Origin of the sequence: Methylomonas sp. (assembly GCF_023228165.1) — a bacterium.
In the GTDB taxonomy this organism is placed as follows: Bacteria; Pseudomonadota; Gammaproteobacteria; order Methylococcales; family Methylomonadaceae; genus Methylomonas.
The window spans coordinates 131,745-151,903 of the sequence record NZ_JALOBS010000004.1 but is presented as its reverse complement, the minus strand read 5'-3'; the positions used below and the strand labels follow the sequence as shown (position 1 = coordinate 151,903).

21 protein-coding genes and 2 pseudogenes are annotated in these 20,159 nt (G+C 50.4%); 15 read left to right on the top strand and 8 right to left on the bottom strand.

The genetic code is table 11. The features are described from left to right. Positions 1-61: 61 nt before the first annotated feature. The 6 genes from fabA (at position 62) to M0R33_RS04595 (ending at position 5,844) form a co-directional block, all read left to right on the top strand. Positions 62-577 (top strand): 3-hydroxyacyl-[acyl-carrier-protein] dehydratase FabA, encoded by a 516-nt coding sequence (fabA, locus tag M0R33_RS04620; protein WP_292565767.1) that lies wholly within the window; start codon positions 62-64, stop codon positions 575-577. A gap of 9 nt (positions 578-586) precedes the next feature. Then, complete coding sequence (fabB, locus tag M0R33_RS04615; RefSeq protein ID WP_292565764.1) at positions 587-1,807, top strand: beta-ketoacyl-ACP synthase I; 1,221 nt, start codon at positions 587-589, stop codon at positions 1,805-1,807. A gap of 49 nt (positions 1,808-1,856) precedes the next feature. Then, the gene (gene ttcA, locus M0R33_RS04610; RefSeq protein WP_292565761.1) at positions 1,857-2,759 is read left to right on the top strand and encodes a tRNA 2-thiocytidine(32) synthetase TtcA; all 903 of its coding nucleotides are present in this window, start codon (positions 1,857-1,859) and stop codon (positions 2,757-2,759) included. A 16-nt stretch (positions 2,760-2,775) separates the two neighbouring features. After that, positions 2,776-3,822, top strand: coding sequence for a UDP-glucose 4-epimerase GalE (gene galE / locus M0R33_RS04605; protein WP_292565759.1), 1,047 nt, complete (start codon positions 2,776-2,778; stop codon positions 3,820-3,822). A 204-nt stretch (positions 3,823-4,026) separates the two neighbouring features. After that, complete coding sequence (locus M0R33_RS04600; protein ID WP_292565757.1) at positions 4,027-4,740, top strand: Crp/Fnr family transcriptional regulator; 714 nt, start codon at positions 4,027-4,029, stop codon at positions 4,738-4,740. Between the two features lie 255 nt (positions 4,741-4,995). Next, positions 4,996-5,844 (top strand): hypothetical protein, encoded by an 849-nt coding sequence (locus tag M0R33_RS04595; RefSeq protein ID WP_292565755.1) that lies wholly within the window; start codon positions 4,996-4,998, stop codon positions 5,842-5,844. Between the two features lie 250 nt (positions 5,845-6,094). Here the strand turns inward: M0R33_RS04595 and M0R33_RS04590 are convergent, their stop codons facing one another. Together M0R33_RS04590 and M0R33_RS04585 are read right to left on the bottom strand one after the other, a co-directional pair. Beyond that, positions 6,095-6,295, bottom strand: a complete 201-nt coding sequence (locus M0R33_RS04590) for a hypothetical protein (RefSeq protein ID WP_292565752.1) — start codon at positions 6,293-6,295, stop codon at positions 6,095-6,097. 109 nt (positions 6,296-6,404) lie between these two features. Beyond that, positions 6,405-8,939: a CHAT domain-containing protein gene (locus M0R33_RS04585; RefSeq protein ID WP_292565749.1), complete on the bottom strand. Its 2,535-nt coding sequence runs from the start codon at positions 8,937-8,939 to the stop codon at positions 6,405-6,407. A 221-nt stretch (positions 8,940-9,160) separates the two neighbouring features. On the opposite strand from M0R33_RS04585, the gene M0R33_RS04580 reads away from it, so the two are divergent. From M0R33_RS04580 to M0R33_RS04570, 3 genes and pseudogenes are all read left to right on the top strand, one after another. Next, entirely contained in the window at positions 9,161-9,424 is a 264-nt protein-coding gene (locus tag M0R33_RS04580; RefSeq protein WP_292565746.1) for an RNA-binding protein, read from the top strand. After that, the gene (locus M0R33_RS04575) at positions 9,417-9,650 is read left to right on the top strand and encodes a VF530 family protein (RefSeq protein WP_292565744.1); all 234 of its coding nucleotides are present in this window, start codon (positions 9,417-9,419) and stop codon (positions 9,648-9,650) included. The genes M0R33_RS04580 and M0R33_RS04575 overlap by 8 nt, the downstream gene beginning before the upstream one ends. A 447-nt stretch (positions 9,651-10,097) precedes the next feature. Then, positions 10,098-10,319, top strand: a pseudogene (locus M0R33_RS04570) (IS5/IS1182 family transposase); the annotation flags it as partial. Between the two features lie 785 nt (positions 10,320-11,104). Here the strand turns inward: M0R33_RS04570 and M0R33_RS04565 are convergent. Next, positions 11,105-11,506 (bottom strand): hypothetical protein, encoded by a 402-nt coding sequence (locus M0R33_RS04565; RefSeq protein ID WP_292565741.1) that lies wholly within the window; start codon positions 11,504-11,506, stop codon positions 11,105-11,107. 187 nt (positions 11,507-11,693) lie between these two features. On the opposite strand from M0R33_RS04565, the pseudogene M0R33_RS04560 reads away from it, so the two are divergent. Together M0R33_RS04560 and M0R33_RS04550 are read left to right on the top strand one after the other, a co-directional pair. Beyond that, a pseudogene (locus M0R33_RS04560) lies at positions 11,694-12,601 on the top strand (site-specific integrase). Next, positions 12,598-13,710 carry a transposase gene (locus M0R33_RS04550; RefSeq protein ID WP_292565729.1) on the top strand — a complete coding sequence of 371 codons (1,113 nt, stop codon included), beginning with the start codon at positions 12,598-12,600 and terminating at the stop codon, positions 13,708-13,710. The pseudogene M0R33_RS04560 and the gene M0R33_RS04550 overlap by 4 nt, the downstream one beginning before the upstream one ends. Before the next feature lie 315 nt (positions 13,711-14,025). Here the strand turns inward: M0R33_RS04550 and M0R33_RS04545 are convergent, their stop codons facing one another. Continuing rightward, positions 14,026-14,499, bottom strand: a complete 474-nt coding sequence (locus M0R33_RS04545) for a hypothetical protein (RefSeq protein WP_292565726.1) — start codon at positions 14,497-14,499, stop codon at positions 14,026-14,028. A 338-nt stretch (positions 14,500-14,837) separates the two neighbouring features. Between M0R33_RS04545 and M0R33_RS04540 the strand changes: the two genes are divergently transcribed. The 3 genes from M0R33_RS04540 to M0R33_RS04530 are packed head-to-tail and all read left to right on the top strand — an operon-like array spanning position 14,838 to position 15,666. Continuing rightward, complete coding sequence (locus M0R33_RS04540) at positions 14,838-15,188, top strand: phage integrase N-terminal SAM-like domain-containing protein (protein WP_292565723.1); 351 nt, start codon at positions 14,838-14,840, stop codon at positions 15,186-15,188. Further along, positions 15,151-15,429 (top strand): hypothetical protein, encoded by a 279-nt coding sequence (locus M0R33_RS04535; RefSeq protein WP_292565891.1) that lies wholly within the window; start codon positions 15,151-15,153, stop codon positions 15,427-15,429. The genes M0R33_RS04540 and M0R33_RS04535 overlap by 38 nt, the downstream gene beginning before the upstream one ends. Positions 15,430-15,432: 3 nt before the next feature. After that, a complete protein-coding gene (locus M0R33_RS04530) occupies positions 15,433-15,666 on the top strand; it encodes a tyrosine-type recombinase/integrase (RefSeq protein WP_366043074.1) in 234 nt (77 codons plus the stop codon). Between the two features lie 183 nt (positions 15,667-15,849). Here the strand turns inward: M0R33_RS04530 and M0R33_RS04525 are convergent, their stop codons facing one another. Then, on the bottom strand, positions 15,850-16,383 hold the full coding sequence (locus tag M0R33_RS04525) for a DUF1097 domain-containing protein (protein WP_292565720.1): 534 nt from the start codon (positions 16,381-16,383) through the stop codon (positions 15,850-15,852). A 202-nt stretch (positions 16,384-16,585) separates the two neighbouring features. Beyond that, positions 16,586-17,113 (bottom strand): SRPBCC family protein, encoded by a 528-nt coding sequence (locus tag M0R33_RS04520; RefSeq protein ID WP_292565718.1) that lies wholly within the window; start codon positions 17,111-17,113, stop codon positions 16,586-16,588. A 208-nt stretch (positions 17,114-17,321) separates the two neighbouring features. Here M0R33_RS04520 and M0R33_RS04515 point away from each other — a divergent pair, with 208 nt between their 5' ends. Beyond that, entirely contained in the window at positions 17,322-18,608 is a 1,287-nt protein-coding gene (locus M0R33_RS04515) for an esterase (protein ID WP_292565715.1), read from the top strand. Positions 18,609-18,678: 70 nt separating this feature from the next. Here M0R33_RS04515 and M0R33_RS04510 read toward each other — a convergent pair whose 3' ends face one another. Both M0R33_RS04510 and M0R33_RS04505 read right to left on the bottom strand, forming a co-directional pair. Beyond that, the gene (locus M0R33_RS04510; protein ID WP_292565712.1) at positions 18,679-19,221 is read right to left on the bottom strand and encodes a hypothetical protein; all 543 of its coding nucleotides are present in this window, start codon (positions 19,219-19,221) and stop codon (positions 18,679-18,681) included. A 582-nt stretch (positions 19,222-19,803) separates the two neighbouring features. Next, entirely contained in the window at positions 19,804-20,115 is a 312-nt protein-coding gene (locus tag M0R33_RS04505) for a hypothetical protein (protein WP_292565709.1), read from the bottom strand. Between the last annotated feature and the right edge of the window lie 44 nt (positions 20,116-20,159).

Here is a 20,159-nt window from a genome sequence, read left to right as displayed (position 1 = left end):
TTTGACTCGACTATTGGATAATGGGCGGAGTTTTCAGCTTATTTACCAGGTAAAGATTTAAATGGAGAAACAGCACAGTTTCACGCGCGAAGAATTATTAATGTCCGGGCGCGGCGAATTATACGGCCCGAAAAACGCGCAACTCCCCCTCCCCCCCATGCTGATGATGGACCGCATCACGCACATGTCGGACGATGGCGGTAAATACGGCAAGGGGGAAATAATTGCTGAACTTGATATCACGCCCGAGCTGTGGTTCTTCGACTGCCATTTTCAGGGCGACCCGGTCATGCCCGGCTGCTTGGGTCTGGACGCCATGTGGCAGCTGGTGGGCTTCTATCTGTGCTGGATGGGCGGCCCCGGCAAAGGCCGCGCCCTAGGCTGCGGCGAAGTCAAATTTACCGGACAAGTCCTACCCACCGCTAAAAAAGTCGTTTACAAAATCGACTTGAAACGGGTGATTTTGCGAAAACTGGTGATGGGTATTGCCGACGCCACCATGGAAGTGGACGGCAAACAAATTTATGAAGCCACCGACTTACGGGTTGGCTTGTTTACTTCTACTCAAGATTTTTAAGGATCTATCATGAGACGCGCGGTTGTAACAGGTTTAGGCATAGTCTCCAGCATCGGTAATAATCGAGATGAAGTCATCGCATCACTGAAGGCCGGACGCTCGGGCATCGTGCATGCCGACGTTTATCAGGAACTAGGCTTCAGAAGCCATATACATGCCCCGGTCAACCTGGATCTGGACGAAGTTATCGACCGAAAAATCAAACGGTTCATGGGCGATGGTGCCGCCTATAACTATGTCGCCATGGGACAGGCTATCGCCGACTCCGGTCTGGCGGAGGATCAAGTCTCAAATGTCCGTACCGGCTTAGTCATGGGTTCCGGCGGCCCTTCCACATCCAACGTTGTCGATGCCGCCGACATCCTGCGCTCTAAAGGCGTTAAAAAAGTCGGCCCGTACATGGTACCTCGCGCCATGTCCAGTACCAACACAGCCTGTCTGGCTACGCCTTATAAAATCAAAGGCGTCAATTACAGTATCAGCTCCGCCTGCGCGACCAGCGCGCACTGTATCGGCCACGCCATGGAACTGATCCAGCTAAACAAGCAAGACGTGGTATTTGCCGGCGGCGGCGAAGAATTGCATTGGACCATGTCGGTGCTGTTCGATGCCATGGGCGCCCTGTCGTCAAAATATAACGATACGCCTGCAACGGCTTCCCGCCCCTATGATGCCACTCGAGATGGTTTCGTGATTTCCGGCGGCGGCGGTGTGCTGGTCATTGAAGAGCTGGAGCATGCCAAGGCGCGCGGCGCCAAAATATACGCCGAACTAGTGGGCTATGGCGCCACTTCGGACGGCTACGATATGGTGCAACCGTCCGGCGAAGGCGCCGTGCGTTGCATGCAACAAGCCATGGCGACCGTGGAGGCTAAAATCGATTACATCAACGCCCACGGCACCAGCACCCCGGTTGGCGACACCCGCGAACTGGAGGCCTTGCGCAATGTATTCGGCGCCGAGCAGGTACCGGCGGTGAGTTCCACTAAATCATTGACCGGCCATGCCCTGGGCGCCGCCGGCGTCAACGAAGCCATTTATTCCTTGCTGATGATGCAGGAAAACTTTCTCAGCGCATCCGCCAACATTACCGACCTGGATCCGCAAGCAGTCGGCATACCCATTGTCCGAGAGTTACAGGAAAACGTGACATTAAACACCATTATGTCTAACAGTTTCGGTTTCGGCGGCACCAACGCCACGCTGATTTTCCAGCGTTATAACGGCTAATCCATAGTAGCCCGGAGCTTTACGCTCCGGCTGCCTGCATCATTAAGCAATGTCCGACTTAGAACAAAAATCCCGCACCCAATTCAATAAATTGCAGAAACGCCTGCGCCGCTGCGTCGGTGAAGCCATTGCCGACTTCAACATGATAGAAGACGGCGACAAAATCATGGTCTGCCTGTCCGGAGGTAAAGACTCTTATACCATGCTGGATATTTTGTTGAATTTGCAAAAAACCGCGCCGGTCGGCTTTGAAATCATCGCCGTCAACCTGGATCAAAAACAACCGGATTTTCCCGAGCATGTGTTACCGGAGTATCTGCGAGCCGTCGGCGTACCTTTCCATATCATTGAGCACGACACCTACAGCATCGTCAAACGCATCATCCCGGAAGGCAAAACCACTTGCAGCCTTTGTTCCCGCTTGCGGCGCGGCACGCTATACGGCTTCGCCAAAGAGCACAACGTTAGTAAAATTGCCCTGGGCCACCACCGCGAAGACATCATGGAAACATTTTTTTTAAACATGTTTTATGGCGGCAAACTCAAAGCCATGCCGCCCAAACTACTCAGCGACGACAAACAAAATATCATCATTCGGCCCTTGGCCTATTGCCGGGAAAAGGATATCAACCGGTTTGCTGCATTTAAAAAATTCCCCATCATTCCTTGCAATCTGTGCGGCTCGCAGGAAAATCTGCAGCGCAAGGCCATGAAACACATGTTGGCGGGTTGGGACAAACAATTTCCGGGCCGCTTGGAAACCATTTTCGCCAGCTTGCAAAATATCGCCCCCTCGCAAATGGCCGATACCGGCTTGTTTGACTTTGCCGGCCTGCAGCGCAACCCGGACGCCTCATTGGCAGGCGCCACATCGGACCCCCGCATGAGTGCGGGCAAAACAACGCTGGCGGCATTTACCGGCGAACCGGGATTGGACATTCTCGAACGCTAAACAATGGAATTAAATCATGACAAACACTATTCTGGTCACCGGCGGCGCTGGTTACATTGGTAGCCACACCTGCGTCGAGCTTATTAACCATGGCTTCGCTGTGGTCATCGTGGATAACTTGAGTAACAGCAAAGTTGAATCCATCCGCAGAATAGAAAAAATAACCGGTCAAGTTATCCCGTTTTATCAGGCCGATATCCGCGACGCCACCGCACTCGACCGCATCTTTCAAAGCCACGCTGTCGACGCCGTCATCCACTTCGCCGGACTGAAAGCCGTTGGCGAATCCTGCCAGCAACCGCTTAGTTATTACCAGAACAATATCACCGGCACCCTGGTTCTATTGGAAACCATGGCCGAAAATGGCGTTAAAAGCTTGGTATTCAGCTCATCCGCCACCGTCTACGGAGACCCGCACACGGTACCGATTACGGAACAATTTCCCTTACAGGCCACTAATCCGTACGGCCGCACTAAATTATTCATTGAAGAAATCCTCCGCGATACCAGTGCTGCGGATACGCTTAACTTACAGCAGCAACATTGGAAAATCGCCATCTTGCGCTATTTCAATCCGATCGGCGCTCATCAAAGCGGTCTGATAGGCGAAGACCCCAACGGCATACCGAATAATCTGATGCCTTATTTGTCGCAGGTCGCGATCGGCAAACTACCGGTTTTATCGGTGTTCGGCAACGATTACGCCACCCATGACGGTACCGGAGTACGCGATTACATCCATGTGGTCGATTTGGCCCAAGGCCATATCAAGGCGTTGCAGTATTTAATGAAGCAAGGCGATGACGCTTCAATTTGCGAGGCTTTCAATCTCGGCACCGGCAACGGCTACAGCGTTTTGGACATGATCAATACCTTCAGTCAGGTAACGGGTCGGTCCGTGCCCTATCAAATCACCCCCAGACGTCCGGGCGATGTCGCGGCCTGTTTCGCCGACCCTGGTTTAGCGTTAGAAAAATTCGCCTGGAAAGCAGACAGAGACCTGCAACAAATGATGACCGATGTCTGGCGCTGGCAGAACAATAATCCTGACGGTTATTGCTGAATCACATAAAATCAATGTCTATAAACAACCGATTCCCGCTGCGTTGTTAGGCATTTACCCTCGGCTTGTTTTACGCTTAGTCTTCAGCTGTTCATATTAACGCCGTATTCTTAATCCAAAACCAGACCACATTCCAACGAATAAGCAACGGCGCCTCTCCCTTGACGCCTACACTATGCATGCAATGTTTCAGGAGGCTGCGCAATGCTGCAATTCGGCTACCATCAATTGCTACAGGGTTGTCGCGAATGCGGAAAAATCAAGCGATGCTTTGCCAACGATTTAGTCGGCAATCCGCTCGATCCGGTGACACCTAATTTGCTTCACGATTTGATTCAACCCAAAGGCCGCTATATTTATTATCAGGGTGAAGATATAAAAAATTTGTTCTTCCTGAAAGCGGGGTCGGTAAAAAATATTTACGCCAATAACCAGGGAGACCAGCAAATAATTAATTTCTATTTTCCGGGTGAAGTCATTGGCTTGGCGCACTTATACCATAGCTATTATTTATCCTCGGCAATAACCTTGGAAAAATCAATTGTGTGTGCCTTTTCCCTGCCTTTTATCCAAGCTAATTGTGAAAAATTTCCGAATTTACTCAAGAATATTCTGGAACACTTCAATGCCGAAATTCTACACTGCCACGAGTCGTTATTAGCTATCAACCATGGTATCGCCAGCAAACGGTTAGGCGTTTTTTTACTCGATCTGATACATAGGCAAAACCTGGCACACAATCGGCCTATATTAATACGCCTGACAATGTCCAGGGCCGACATCGCAAACTACCTGGGCCTGGCTCCCGAAACCGTCAGCCGGGTTTTAGGTAAGTACGAAAAATCAGGGCTCATTCTAGCCAACAAAAAGAAGATTCAAATCAACAACCTCAATAAACTCACTGCGCTCGTCGGCTGACAGTTTTACTAAACCGTCGGCATATCATAACTCAACCAAATCGACTTTCAGCAAGCGTATCACCACGAGCTGGGTTCATGCGCCCGGCTTATATTCCGGCAAAGCGAACTCTTTAGCCACAGAGTTTTCGCGTTTTGAAATGACATCGGTCACGGCCATAAAAAATTGCTTTGCTAATTTAGCAGCCGGGAGCAAATAGCTTCCATTCCAGTTTAATTGAAACGCGTATTGCCCAATATATAAGGAGATTCAGAGATGCTTTCTATCAACAAAACCCCGCTGCTGTTAAGCTCGTTCATGCTTATTGCCGCCACGAATACCAACGCAACGGTACAGACCATTAATTTTGATAACGATCCATTGGGAACCGTCATTAACGCCCCCACACTTTTTTCGGCAGCCACGCCTTTAACCGACTTATACGCAGACCAAGGCGTCACTTTTTCTGCACTGATCCGCACCACGCAAGTAACGACCTTGCCCAGAGACGGCATTGAAACCACTCAATCCGTAAACGTCATAGATCCGGCGAATACCGGTATGGGAGCAATATTAAACGAAGGGGCAAATTACGGAAATAATGCCAGAAGCGGGGATAATTTTTTGGCTTTCAATAACCAATCGACCTCTTCGGCAAATTTTTGGCGCATCAGTTTTGACAATCCCATCGGATATTTCGGCATCGCCTACAGCAATGGTAGTTCGTCCACTTATCAATACCTTAATTTTCAGGCTTATGACGCCAACGGCGATTTAATTGGTACCAGTAATAATAACTACCTGGGCGATTACAGTTACTATCGAACCAACTTCTTTTCCAAAGCCTTTAAAAGCGATACCGATATCAGTTATATCGACATCGGCCAGGGATTAAATTGCTGCGGCAATAATTTAACAAGCAGCGAACGCTCGGGAACCTGGTCGCTGACATTTGACGATTTGATCTATGGCGACTATGCCGATGCGCCAGCCAATGTGTATAACTTGGCAGGCGGCGGAGTATTCGTGCCTTTGCCGGGTGCGGCTTGGCTAATGTTTTCCGGCTTAATTGCTATTTTTTCAACAACATACCGTCGGGTCGGCCAACCCCGTGTAGCAGCCTGAATTTGTCTTAAACTTATTCACACGGACCGGGAGCGCACACCCCGGCCCGTTGGCGACATAACTAGAACCGGAACAAGGTCTTTCCGATTGACGGTATCTTTACTCAAGGCCGCGGCCGCCATTAATTTTGCAGAATTTTACTCCCATTCAAAACCAAATCCTTACCGGATTTAACATCAATATCGACGCTGGCCTTTATGGTGATATCACGTCCGCTAATAATGATGGAGCAATCCTTCTTCATCACCAGCTAATTACCCACCACTAGTTCTATCGAGTCACCCGCCTGGATTTTAAGGTTCTTACCCACTGTTAAGCAGCAATCTTTACCAAAAGACATGGTTTGGTTGGAATTGACCTTTAGCGTGGCATTGCAGCCAACCGTGAGTTTACGCGCCGCGCCAACAGTAAGGCTGCAATTACCGCCCACGGTTTCCGAGCGATTATTCAATCACATTAGCCATACCGGTCTCCACTTCAAAAATTCATGATTAAAAACGCTAACTATACGCTCCCGGTTAAGTACCGAAGCACTATCAATCGGCGGCACTGCTCCCTAATCAGTATCCATGCCGCCGTAAATGCAATACTTGCCCCGGATAAATCAAGCCGGGATCGGCGATACTGTCGGCATTATCCTGATATATGACATGCCACAGCGCTTCTTGCCCATACATGCGTAACGCTATTCCGGACAAGGTTTCGCCCCGCGAAACATAATAATCAAACACGTTTTCTTCAGTTCCGACAGCGCTTGGCTTTATAAAGATTTTCTGACCTGGATAGATACGCTGAGGGTCGGCTATCAGATTCCCGCCCATACCCACTTTGACGAGCTGGTTATGGTAGGTCTGTAGTGTCGGCCATTGCCGGCCTTCACCGGTCAATCGGCGCGCGATGCTCCAAAGCGTATCGCCCGAACGCACCGTATAACGCCAGCGACCAGCATCCGCATCGCCCGAACTAGCAGCGCCGGGCGACACCTCAATCGCCTCCGCCCACCCCACCCCCCGACCCAGCCACGCGCCGACCTGAGCGTTAATCCGTTGTTCAAGCGCCTCATCAAACGGCCCCATGGCCAACAGTATGTCCATAAGCCGATAGCCGAGCTGGCTGTCGCCTTGAAGAAAGGCCTTATCCGCGGCATTGCCTAAAGCCAGCGCCAGCGGGTCGTGTCGGGCGCCAAGCTGTTCAGCAGACAATGCGGAATCATCTTGTTTCAGCATATTATCCAAAAGTTCTGCCGCGGCTTGGCTATCGCCGGCGCGCAAATGACCTAATGCCCGCTGAATCCCATCGGTAATATTGCTGGCAGGCGTCTTATCGATACTAGGTGCAACGTTAACATCCGGCACCGATTCACTGGAAAACCGCCACCATATTCCTGCCGCGCCGATGAATAACAGGCCTATTACTATCGGCACGATCAAGCTACGTTGAAAGTTACGATGCGGCGATGCCGTCACGACAGCATCGGAAACCTCTATAACAGGAGCTGATTGAGGAATCAATGCGGCAACCGGACCCGATAATTCGGCAATATCGAACAGACGTCCGTCCGGAGACCGCATATGCAGCGCCGGTGCGCCCCATTCCACGGCATAACCGCGCGCATAAAGAAAAGCCCGGGCGGAGGTTAATGCGGCATCAACCGGCTGACCGGCGGCCAGATAGCGATAAAAATGCCTGGACAAGGCAACCGCGGCCCTATCGGGAATCGGAAACTGCATGGCTATCACGGCGGGAATGCCTCGGCGGATCAGGCTTTGCGCGACGCCGCCGAATGGATCGACCCTTGAAGCGGCAGCCCCCATACAGCTATTCAAAAAAACCAAGCGCAAATAGGCAAGATGGTTGCGTAACAACACCGCCAGTTGCCGCCCGGCTATGGTATCGCTGACACCCTGCGTGCTGTCGGACTCAAATACCAACAAACCTTCATCCGCCACAAAATCGCCATGACCGATAAAATGCAATATATGCGGACGGGTTTGCAGCAGCGCATTATCCAGGCTTTCCAAGCTGGCATGGTCGAGCCTGACTGTTTTCACCTGTCCGCTCGCGGTTAATTCGGCCAGCGCGCTATCCAGATGGGCAAGCTCTTCACCAACCCGTAATCCCGGCCTGTCAGTGGGAGCGGCAATTACCAGCAATATACGTAGCGGCGGCTCCACCGCCAGGGTCGGGGTTAATTCATCGACATCCAACCAGCGCACAATAGGCTTCATCCGATCGGAAAATAGAAAATCATCCTTGGCCGGGCTATATAAGAATTCCCAAGGTAAGCGGGCCAGGTCGGGAACCTCGGTCGTGTCAATCACAAAGCGCAAGCCTTGGCCACGCTGCGGATCTATCGCACGCAGATATTGTGCAAGGTTGTCGCGCAACGACGAATTGAACACTGCATTGTAAAGCGCCCGCCCGACTTCGCGGGCATTGGCGGCGGATGGTAACAACGTATCCAAACTACTATCGTTAGCGGAACGCCGCGCCGAACCGTCAATAGCCTCGGCGCCCGACCACAACAATTGTTCAAGTTCGGCAGTATCAAGTCGCAAACCACCCGCTACCGATTCTGCTAAGGCTAGCGAATAGCCGCCCGCCGTATCGCGCCCGAAACGTAACGGCAACGAACGGTAACTTAAGCGCTCCAGCGGCGACGTTGGCGCACTGGTTTTGGGCTGCGCTTCCTGACTGTGCAATTGCAGCAGGTTTTGCACTTCCAACACCACCTCGGCGGCCAGATTGCCTTCCGCCTGCATGATGGTGAGTGCCCGTAAGTAAGCGGGCACATCCTTGAGCGGCGTTTCAGCCACTTGCACCGGCAACACATGCCAGCCGGGCGTCGGCCATTTGCGGCTGGCTATCTTGAGTTCGGTCCGGGTGTAATGACCATCCGCGACAGCTTCCGGCGCAATCAGGAAAATAAACAACTCGGAACTTTGAATGGCGCTGTGGATACGGTCGTCGAAACTGGTACCCGGCGGTAGGTCTTCGCGGTCGAAGAACACCTCGTGCCCGGCAGCCTGCAGGCGACAGCACAGATCATCGGCAATAGCGCGATACGGCGAGGCATAGGACAAAAAAATCTTCACACTGGAGCAACCTCACAGGTGGAAAAATAGAAATCGTTCGAAAGCATAACACGCAGAGAATGGCAATCGCCAAGACTTTAGCTGCCTCGAGTTTAATAACCCCGATTTATAGCCTTCCAATCCAAGCTCGACGATTTAAACCGGGCTGCATAAAAACAATCGTAAAAAACCCGACTTATCCTGTAGCATAAGGACCATTTAAGTCAGCAAAAATCTTCAGAATGAAATTATTGATACGCAATTTACCTCGCACCGCCACGGAAGCAGAACTCCGCGCCCTGTTTGCGGAACACGGCGCGGTGCAATCCTGTTCACTGGTAATCGACAAAGAAACCGGCGCTTCCAAAGGCTTCGGCTTTGTCGAAATGCCCAAACCCGGCGAAGCCAAGGCGGCTATTAAACTGCTCAACGGACTGGATATGGCCGGCAGCAAAATACGCGTCAAAAAAGCCGAAGCAAAACCCGGCGGCGGCTCGGATGCCTAAATCCAGCCGGCAAGATCCCTTGCATGGCCTCACGCTACAAATGCTACTCGCCCGACTGGTGGAACGATACGGCTGGGAAGACATGGCCGACAAAATCAATATCAATTGTTTTTCCAGCGACCCCAGTATCGCGTCCAGCCTGAAATTCCTGCGTAAAACGCCGTGGGCACGGCAAAAAGTCGAAGCACTTTATTTACAAACCCAGTGGCCGGACGAAGACGACTAGCGGCTAAGCGTTATTATCCAACTAATCACCTATTCTTAAGCAAAGAGCGTATAACTTTAAATTCGGATTGCGTTAATTCGATGGTGTTCACTGGCACACAGGCATCATTTGTTTACAAAACCCTCAATCATTTAGAGTGTACGCCATGAGCAAAGAACAAAAAAGTAATAAAGAGCAGAAGAAACAGCCTAAACTAAACGCCAAAGAAAAAAAAGCCGCCAAAAAAGCCAAGAAAGAGACTAACGGCTTGTTATAAAAATACGCTTGGTATACGCAAACGAGTGCCCGATTTTAAAAGCGCCTGATACCGGAAAACATTGAGTAAGATTCGCAAAATGAGGAAAATATTGCGGTCAGGCCTTGCATTCCGCAACCATCAAATCAACAGCCGCGATAGGTTCTTGAATGTTTTGCTTGATTGAAAGACCTGACCCCAATGCTCCGAACGTGACCATTTACAAAGCCCGGCAAAAGAGAGGAATAAACACCCGGCGACTCAAACGTGCCCTCAAACGCCGCAATGCCATCGAACCCGTCATCAGGCACCTCAAAAACGACGGATTGCTGGGCCGGAATTATCTGAAAGGCGAACTAGGCGATGCCATGCATGCCATCTTATGCGGCGCTGGCCACAATATCCGTATGATCCTCAGGCAGTTGAGGATTTTTTTGCCTCATTTTTGGAGACCGCTATGTCGGATTTTGACGCGGCCATTGAGCGCGCCGTTTTTATTGTCAGCCTGAATGCTGGTGTTCGGAAAATATCGGCTTTTTCAGGGACGACTATGTAAACGATTAACACAACCGGCCATACGATCAGCGGCCTTTTTAAGGCCGACAGCTTCGTTCGGCCAAAATCAGGCTAAAACATCCCAAAAATCGGCCTTCCGATGCCATCGAAGCGATTGGTTGCCACTCCTATGTTGAGTTCTGGGTCTTGAAGCGTAATCAGGCCTTCGCGACCCAAGAACTCCGAAAAGCTATTTTCTTATAGAAAGCATGCCGCCAGCACTGTGCTCACCGGGCTTGTCCAACAACCGGTTCAGATTGTGGTTCGCGTTGCTCACACAATCTAACCTTATTCGTTATGTGTTTGTACTTTATACCGACTTATGTTTATTTGGTAGTTTTCCGTATATTGTGACGTAACCAGATACATAAACCCAAATTAAAAACATAACCAAACTTAATAAACCGGATAATAGAAAACCTAGCTCAAAACCTGAATTAGCAATGAAAGTATATTGAACAGATATAACTAAATATAAACCATACAAGCCAAACACAAATAATCCACCAGTTAGGATTCGGAAAAGTGGCCTTATATAATTTTGATTATTATTTTCTAACATTTGACCCCATACTCAAGAAACACATAACGCAAAGCACACGGGCGACGAGCCGCGCAGCGGGTTGACGTCCCAGCGGCCACAGGCCGCGAGTGATGCGCCTTGTTATGCGGCATGCTCGAACTCCACTGTGTAAAAATCACGTTCTTCGTTAACTTGGCAAAGATTGAAACCTCGGAAATATATCAAGTACTTACCGGGCTGGACACAATACTCTTCAAGCGTCTCTCTTGGCCAACCAAAAACACCTAGCCGCCCACTCAAAATAGTTATTTGAGTTCTCACCTCAAAGTCAGGTTCCTGTTCACTCTGGTATTTTTCTCCTGGAGCAAAAGGCTTCACTCTTGCCGATATATCTCCTTCAGTACACAGAGCAACAATATTGGTTAGGGCGTTGTATCGCTGAAGCACGTGTTGATCACTCCAATCTTCAGGAGCATCAGGATCTAATCCAGCATCAGCGATATAAAACTGTCTATAAGTTGAGTCGATAGTATGAGTTTTCATGCTTTAACCGCATAACGTAAAGCTAAGCCGACCACTGGAGCGTAGCGGAAGTGGGTCGGCTTGAGCGATATGTTGGACGAAGCCGCTAACGCGGAGAATATCCTGAGCGTCTGGTAATTCATAAAATGTAACCTCACGCCCTCATTACGAGGGACCATTCCACGACGAATCATGAGGTTATACGTCAATGACAACATCATCCGAATCCCCTTTCAAGCAAAACTATCAAACCCATCTTAAACATCTAAAGCTCAAAGGGCTCCAGCCCAAGACGATAGAGGCTTACGCCCGTGCCATTCGCCGCGTCGGCGAGTATTTCGACGAACAGATTGAGGACCTGTCCGAAGCGCAGTTGACCGATTACTTCACCGATTTGCTGGCGTCTCACTCCTGGAGTTCGGTCAAACTCGATCTGTACGGCCTCAAGTTCTATTATACCCATGTGCTGCGTAAACCCTGGGTCGCTCCGGGTCTGATCAAACCGCCCAGAGCCCAACGTTTGCCGGACATCATCACGGTGGAAGAGGCGCGGCAGCTTTTCCTGGCGACCCGCACGCTCAGTTACCGGGTGTTCTTTTTCACGCTCTACAGTCTTGGCCTTCGGCTGGGTGAAGGCTTGCGACTGCAAGTGGCGGATATAGACGCCGAACGCCAGCGAGTGCATATCCGCGATGCCAAAGGCAATAAAGATAGACTGGTACCCTTGCCAACGGCAACACTGGATTTACTGCGTCGCTTCTGGCAAGTCCATCGTAATCCGGTCCTTTTGTTTCCCAATCGCCACGGCGGCTTGAATGGGGCCTGCCGGGCGACCACGCCACTGGATCGCGGCGGCGTGCAAGCCACATTGCGCCAAGTCGCGCAAGATTGCAGCTTAAAAAAAAGATTAGCCCGCACTGTCTGCGTCACAGCTATGCCACGCATCTGATCGAAGCTGGCGTTGATCTGCTGGAAGTGCAGAAAATCCTCGGCCACCATAGTATCCTCACCACCGCCCGCTATACCCATCTGACCGACGGCACGAATCAGAACGTTAATCAACTGATCAATACCTTGATGAATGGCTTTGCCCTGGACTGGGGGAAGGTCAAATGATTTTACTATCCGCCATCATCGAAACCTTCGAAGCTGACTTGCTTGCGCGTTATCAAGATTCGCTGTTGCCCAGTCACCACCAAGCGCTAGCCGCCATGAAGCACTGCCGCACCTCGCAAAGTCCTGTCATGTTGGCGCAATGCGATGACTGCTCCCAACACGTCTACGTCCCGCATTCCTGCGGCCATCGCAGTTGCCCGCATTGCCAGCAACACGAGAGTCAGCAATGGTTGGAGCGCCAACTCAAAAAACAGGTGCCGGCCGAGTATTTTTTGGTGACCTTCACCTTGCCCAAGGAACTCAGGTCGCTGGCTTGGCAGCAGCAACGCACGCTTTACAGCTTGATGGCCCGCTGTAGTTGGGAGACCCTGAAAACCTTCACGCAAAACGACCCGCAGCTCAAAGGGAATGCCGGTGCCATTACGGTCTTGCACACCCATTCCCGCCGCCTCGACTATCATCCGCATGTGCATTGCGTGATACCGGCGGCAGCCATCGATACGGAAAAGCGCCTGTGGCGAACCAAACGCAACAAAAAAGGCCACGACAAAAATCAAACCGGCTACTTGTTCAATCACAAGGCATTGGCCAAGGTCTTTCGCGCTAAACTGCTCGACGCAATCACTCAAGCGGGACTTGATCTGCCGCACCGGTATCCCGAAAAATGGGTCGTCGACGTCAAGTCCGTCGGCAGTGGCGATAAGGCGCTGGTTTATCTCGGACGCTATCTTTATAAAGGCGTCATCCAGGAAAAAGACATTGTCGCCTGCCGGGATGGCCAAGTGACGTTTCGCTACCAAGACAGTAAAACCCGGCAAATGCGGACCCGAACACTGCCCGGCGCCCAGTTCCTGTGGCTGATCCTACGGCATGTCTTACCCAAGGGCTTCAGGCGCGCCCGCAACTTCGGCTTTTTGCATCCCAACAGCAAACGGCTGATTGGATTGCTGCAATACCTGCTCGGCTTGAATCCAAGCCGGGCGCTGGCGTGGTTGAGAAAACGGCCATCACTCACCTGCGCCTGCTGCGGTGGAGAAATGCGGATTGTGAAAACACGCATCCTGCCGTTGTTACACGGCCAGACAATGCCCACCGGCCAACCGGGTTGAAGGTAACACAGGTTATGTAAACCGTACCCGCGCCCAGCCCTGTGATCATCGGCCTCTTTAAGGCCAATGGCTTTGTTCGGCCAAAATCAGGGCTAAAATATCCCCAAAAGCGGCCTTCCGATGCCATCGAAGCGGTGGCGCGATGCTCCCAGGTGAGTTCCGGGTCTTGAAGCGGTAATCACGCCTTCGTGACCCAAGAGCTCCGAAAAGCTATTTTCTTATATAAAGCATACTGTCAACACTGTGATCACCGGGCTTGTCCAACAACCGGTTCAGATTGTGGTTCGCGTTGCTCACACAATCTAACCTTATTCGTTATGCCGCACCCGCTGAGCCGATGACTGACGCGTACTCGGTGTGACTGAAGCAAAAGGGACCTACTGACGGTAGAGGACGACCGGGTTCGTAGCCATTTTCGTAGGCAAAGTCATACCACTCCACGTCATTCTCGGTGAGTCGGACTTTTGCGCCGTACGCGCCACAGCCTATGTCTCCGCACTCGGGGCAGACGTAGAGTAGATATCGGCCTTCTTCGGTATCGGGCTCACGGGCAGCGACGAGTTGTGCGCTCTTCCTGAGGTTGTCGGATTCGAATCCCTTTACGAAGCAGCCCATGAATCCGTCGGCCATTTCTTCCAGAGTCTCGCATTGCCCACCATCGGCCTCGACCAACTGGGCGAGCAGGGACTCCCCGTCTACGACGTAGTCGATCGAGATGCGGGCAGCTTTTGTTGCGCCGGGGCCGGAGGAACCTGCGCGGATCAGTTGCTGGAGAGTGAGGGACGACATCGTTTGTGCGGCCTAACTATTGATTATCAAGCAAATCTGCCTGATAAGTTGATATTACCGGCCTTTTCAGGCACATTTGCCCTGATAACACCCAAACCGGGCAAATGTGCCTTGATAACCTGATATTAGCCATAAATTCGGGCAAATTTGCTTATATAATAATATTTCGCCTCACTATAGCCACTAATTATTTGATGTCAAGCGCCAGACCCCCGACCTTGTTGGAAGATGTTCGTCGCGTCATGCGGCTCAAGCATTATTCGTTGCATACCGAACGTACGTACTGCGAGTAGGTCAAGCAATTTGTGAAGTTTCATCAGCTAAACGAAAGAGCAGCATTGTTTGATGACAGTGAAGCCAAAGTTGAGGCCTTTTTAAGCTATCTGACAACAGAACGTAAAGTGGCGTCTGCCACCCAAAATCAGGCGATGAATGCGTTGGTGTTTTTATACAAGCAGGTGCTGGATAAGCCGCTGATCAAACGTATTGAGGCTATCCGCTCCAAAACCAGTCGCCATGTGCCGGTAGTGTTGTCGCTGGACGAGATCAGGCAAGTATTACCACGAGTGGAAGGCGTGGCGCAGTTGGTGGTGAAATTGTTATACGGCGGTGGTTTGCGAATTACTGAGGCTGTTCGGTTGCGGGTGCAGGATGTCGATTTCGACCGTACGTTCCGGCAAAGGCGATAAGGACAGGATAACCACGTTTTCTACAGCTATGATGCCGTTATTGCAAAATCATTTGCAAAAGGTCAAGGCGATTCCCCAGCAGGATTTGGCCGATGGCTTCGGCGCTGTGTATTTGCCGTATGCGCTGGCAAAAAAGTATCCCAATGCCGAACGGGAGTGGGGCTGGCAATATGTATTTCCGGCGCGTTCATTATCGGTGGACCCTTTGTCGGGTGTGACTCGACGCCATCATATCGATTAATCGCTGATCAATAAGGCGATTAAGGCTGCGGTTCGACAAGCGGGTATTGTCAAGCGGGTTTCTGCGCATACCTTTCGCCACAGTTTTGCCACCCATCTGCTGCAACGCGGTACCGATATTCGTACCATTCAGGCACTATTGGGGCATAGCGATCTGGAAACGACGATGATTTATACTCATGTTTTGAATCAGGGTGGGCAGGGCGTCATCAGTCCGCTAGATGATTTGGGTGTTTAATGGCTAAATCACGGAAGATTGGCGGCAAGTCTTTCATCTTGCAATCATTAAGTCAAAAACCGCAACAGGTTATCGACCGATCTCAAGACTTTCTGGATATCGGAAAAATCGGGCAAGGCCGGCAATGCGGACCTTGCCCAACTCGATACTATGGGCGTGCTCGAACGACAGCCTTAAAAACTGCTATTTTTTAAAATTAATGGTTTCCAGCTTAGCGGCAAATTGGCCGGACCAAACGCCAAAGTAAGCGCCTAAAGCGATGGAAATTGAGACTAAAACTAAGGGATTACTCAATGAAACGCCTAACAAGGCATCATGCGCCAATGTATCGGGTGTTTGTAACAAATAGCCAAACATGCAGGAATAGCCCAAGACACTGGCGGGAATGGCCGCAAACTTTGGAAAATGCGCCGCCATGCACATGACCCAAACTGTTTCTATCACGGCCAAGGCCGCCATCATAGGCACACCCAAAGCGGTGTCTGGCGCAATATTGGCAATAATTAAAGCGCCAATCCAACCCATAGCCGCGCCGAACGTACCGCAGACCAACATATTCGTCAGGGCGGCTTTATCTGCGCCTAATAGAAAAAACGCCGCCCAGGCAATAGTTGAAACCCAGATCAAGAACAGACCGCTCGCTGGGCCCACCGCAAAAAACGCCATTACGCCGGCAAGCAAGGCGATACTGGTAGAAAGTGCTGTCAATTTATCCATAAAACTCGATCCAAAAAACACCTCTAAAAAATGGGTCCGCTAGATTTTATGCTGAGGTGACTTTATAAAATCCAACCCGTTACGTTAATCGGGCTAAGCACGTCAACCCGATTAGGCAAGGATGTTACCAGATAAAGCCCGGGCTAAACCATATTCGGCGCAACAATTCGCTAACGATTGCGCGCCAGCCCAACCAACGGCATTAAGCCGCTTCCACAATCGCTTTGATGGCGGCTAAACCTTGTTCAAACTGCCCGCCCACCATAGCATCGCAATTCATGAACAGACCCATGACCTTGCCGATAAAATTATTGGTGCCGGACATACGCCAGGTAACCAAGGTTTGTTCACCCTCGGTTTGGAAGGTGAACTCGGCGCTGTTGGTGGCTTTGAACGGTTTCAAAAACGCCAGCTTAAAACGAATCAGTTCACTGGGCTGACTGGCAACAATCGTCATGCTGCCCTCGCCTACTTTAGAATTGCCAGCCCAACGCATCACGGCGCCAACACCAGCTTCCGGGCCTTGGAATACATTATTTGCGTTGGGGTCAAGTTTGGCCCAAGGCGACCAGGCATCCCATTTTTTTAAATTATTCACTTGTTCAAATACACTCGAGGCGGGTGCGGCCATCAGCAAGGAACGGGTCACCTGAAAATCTCCCGGCCGCCTGACCACAATCAGCACAAAAACCACCGCCACCACCGCCAAAATCAATACCAATGCCAACATAGCATGCTCCTCGTTCTTATTAGAATTACAACGTGTTAGACAATAATCTACTGATATTCCAGCTGGGGAACCGCCCAGTACCCAACTCACCTTAATGAATAGATTATCTATACTATAACTTTCATAAAGATTCGCTACTTTTAGATTGCCGAATAATAATAGACATTAAGCGGGCACGAGCCAAGCTTTCCCTGTCAAGGAGATCATCATGAAACACATCAAAGCACGTGCATTGCAGCTATTCATCGTCACCGCCTGTTTATTGTCCGGATGCGCATCCAACGAAATTTACCGCAGCGATTACCGGCCTTGCGACGTAACACCCGGCAACGCCTGCGAGCAAAATTCGCAACATACCTACAACAAGGGTACCGACGACGAATACACCCTTGGTTTTGTCGAAATCGACGACCAGGGCCAAATGCGCGACCGCAAACAAATGCAAGCCTTGCTCGATACGCTGTACCAAAAAGCCGCCCAAGAAAGTATTTTATTGACCGTGTTCGTGCACGGCTGGCATCACAATGCCCGACCCGGCGACTCGAATATCGAAAGTTTCAAGGAGAATCTTGCCAGAATCAGCAAAATTGAAAGTCAGCGTGCCACAGATCTCGGCCGGCCGCCGCGCAAAATTGCCGGGGTGTACATAGGCTGGCGCGGTGAATCTATCGACGTACCGCCGTTTAATTACCTGACCTTCTGGGACCGGAAAAGCACCGCCCAAGACGTGGGCTATCTCGGCATTACCGAACTACTGATCAAACTGGAAGAAATCGCCAATGTACGCAATTCCATGACGCCGCCCATTAAAAGCCGGCTGGTGGTCATCGGCCACAGTTTCGGCGGCGCGGTAGTTTTCAGCGCCACCTCGCAAATCCTGGCCAGCCGCTTCATCGACAGCCGGGAAAACAAAGGCTTTACCGATACCGCCAAGGGTTTCGGCGACCTGGTGGTATTGCTGAATCCGGCTTTCGAAGCGTTGCGATATTCGCCGTTTTACGATTTGGCCCAGGCGCGTTGCAGTTATTTTCCGGAACAGGTGCCGCGCCTAGCGATTTTGACCTCGGAAGCGGACGACGCCACCGGCATTTTGTTTCCCATGGGCAGGGTGTTCTCAACGGTGTTTGAAACCCATCACGACATCGAACGCAACGAATGCAAACATCTCTTGTCGCTGGATGAAGGCGAAGCCGACCGCTATACGGTAGGCCACTATTTACCGTTGATCAGTCACACCTTGACGCCTGTAACGGACGAAAAAAATCTGCAACTGGCCAACTATAAAAACATGAAGCATATCTGGAGCACGCAAACGCCAGGCAACACCACTCAATACGGTTCAACCGTATTGACACATCTGAACAAAACCAACCCGCGAAACCCCTACCTGAACATCCGGGTCGACGAAAGTATCATCGCCGATCATAACGACGTGTTTAATGAGAAAGTCATGGAATTCATTCGGCTGTTGATTGGACTTTCCACGGACGACTGAAACTAATCAATCAAACGGCAACAGTTCCCGGCGGGGGTTCATCCGCTGTTATAAGAAACCCTGATCCGCTTTATGATTTTGCCGCGCTTTTACTGCCCAATAATATGGTTTGCCGCTGATATCCGTCAGTGGCTGCTTCCGCATCGGCCGCGGTTTTTTTCAATTGCTCGGCCTTATCCTGTTCTATGGCCTCTCGCAGCACATCGCGATAGGAGCGGTTGACGCTTTTAGCATACTCGGTATCTTTCTTGTCTTTGGTTTCGGCAATGGTTTTGGTCGGTTCCGGGTCGTAACGTTCTTCAATTTCCTCGGCCAGTTTTTTTAATTGCTGGCTGAGCAGCAAGGCCGCTTTTGAGGAGTGGTATTTATTGTTGTCCAGGTTGAAGATCCGGACCAGTTCATCCCGCAAGTTAAATCCATACACCACATGCTCGCCGTGTTTTTGCTGGAAATCGTAGCCTATATAAAAATCCAGTGGATTAGTGGCGTTTTTATCGAAAAAGATCGTAGCGCTTTCCATCGTGTAATTAAGCGCCTCGACAAACTGCATCCTGGCCTGCTCCATTTCCTCAAAAATAAAGTCGTTGGACAGTTGTTTTACGATATATTTCATAATCGGCCCCGGTTTAGATTGGCGTTGTCAGTCGAAACAAAATTCGCAGCATCGTACTCTTTTCCGACCTGAAATGGTGAAGAATAACCGACAGAACGATCGATCAACCCTGCTCTTGCAGGCATTTTATTCGTTTGAAATGCACGGTCGACTGGGACGAACGACTGAACAAGCCGCTGACTTTTGGAGCAATAAAGTCGAATTATACTTACTGCACGTCAAATTTTGGTTTTAAAATCTCCTCGCCCAAACCCTCTTCGGCAGGAGACGGAATTGAAGTGCTAAAACTTAATTTGCAAAAGGTATAAATGCAGGTAAGTAAACACCACCTCCAATTAGTCCTGTAAGCCCGTAATAACGCCTCATTGACGCAACTAGGCTTTATGCTGCGGCGACCAACTAAGGATTTGGGTGGCATGACTTCCCGAAGGGAATCCCGTTCACAACGTCGTCGTTCCGGCGGGGACTGTCGGCATGACCGGCTTGGCTGGAAGTTGTTTATGGCCAAACCCTTAATGAGATTCACGCCAGATACAAACCCAACAAAATCACTAGGTCAGCGAAAACCAGAACGCCCGCAATTTACTCTGCGGTTTCAAATTCAAAATCCTCATCGGCAGCGGGTTTATCGTCGGCGCCTTCATCGCTATGCTGCTGGCACTTGCCGTCAAGAAGATCGATAGCGCCTGGCCAACAGGCCGCTTTTACAAAATATTTCCCATAATTTAGAAAAGCCACGCCGGAACAATCTTCATAGCTAATTACTGGAGGAGCACCCAAATCCTTATCATCAAAACTTCTTATCACTTTACAAAAATCCACTTGTCTAGACCAAGCAGGACTTGCTATTAAACATAGCAACGTCAAAACAGCAATTTTATTAAAAGAAGTCATTTTCAAGTTTCTCGCAAATTTTAAAATAAAAGAAATTAATAATC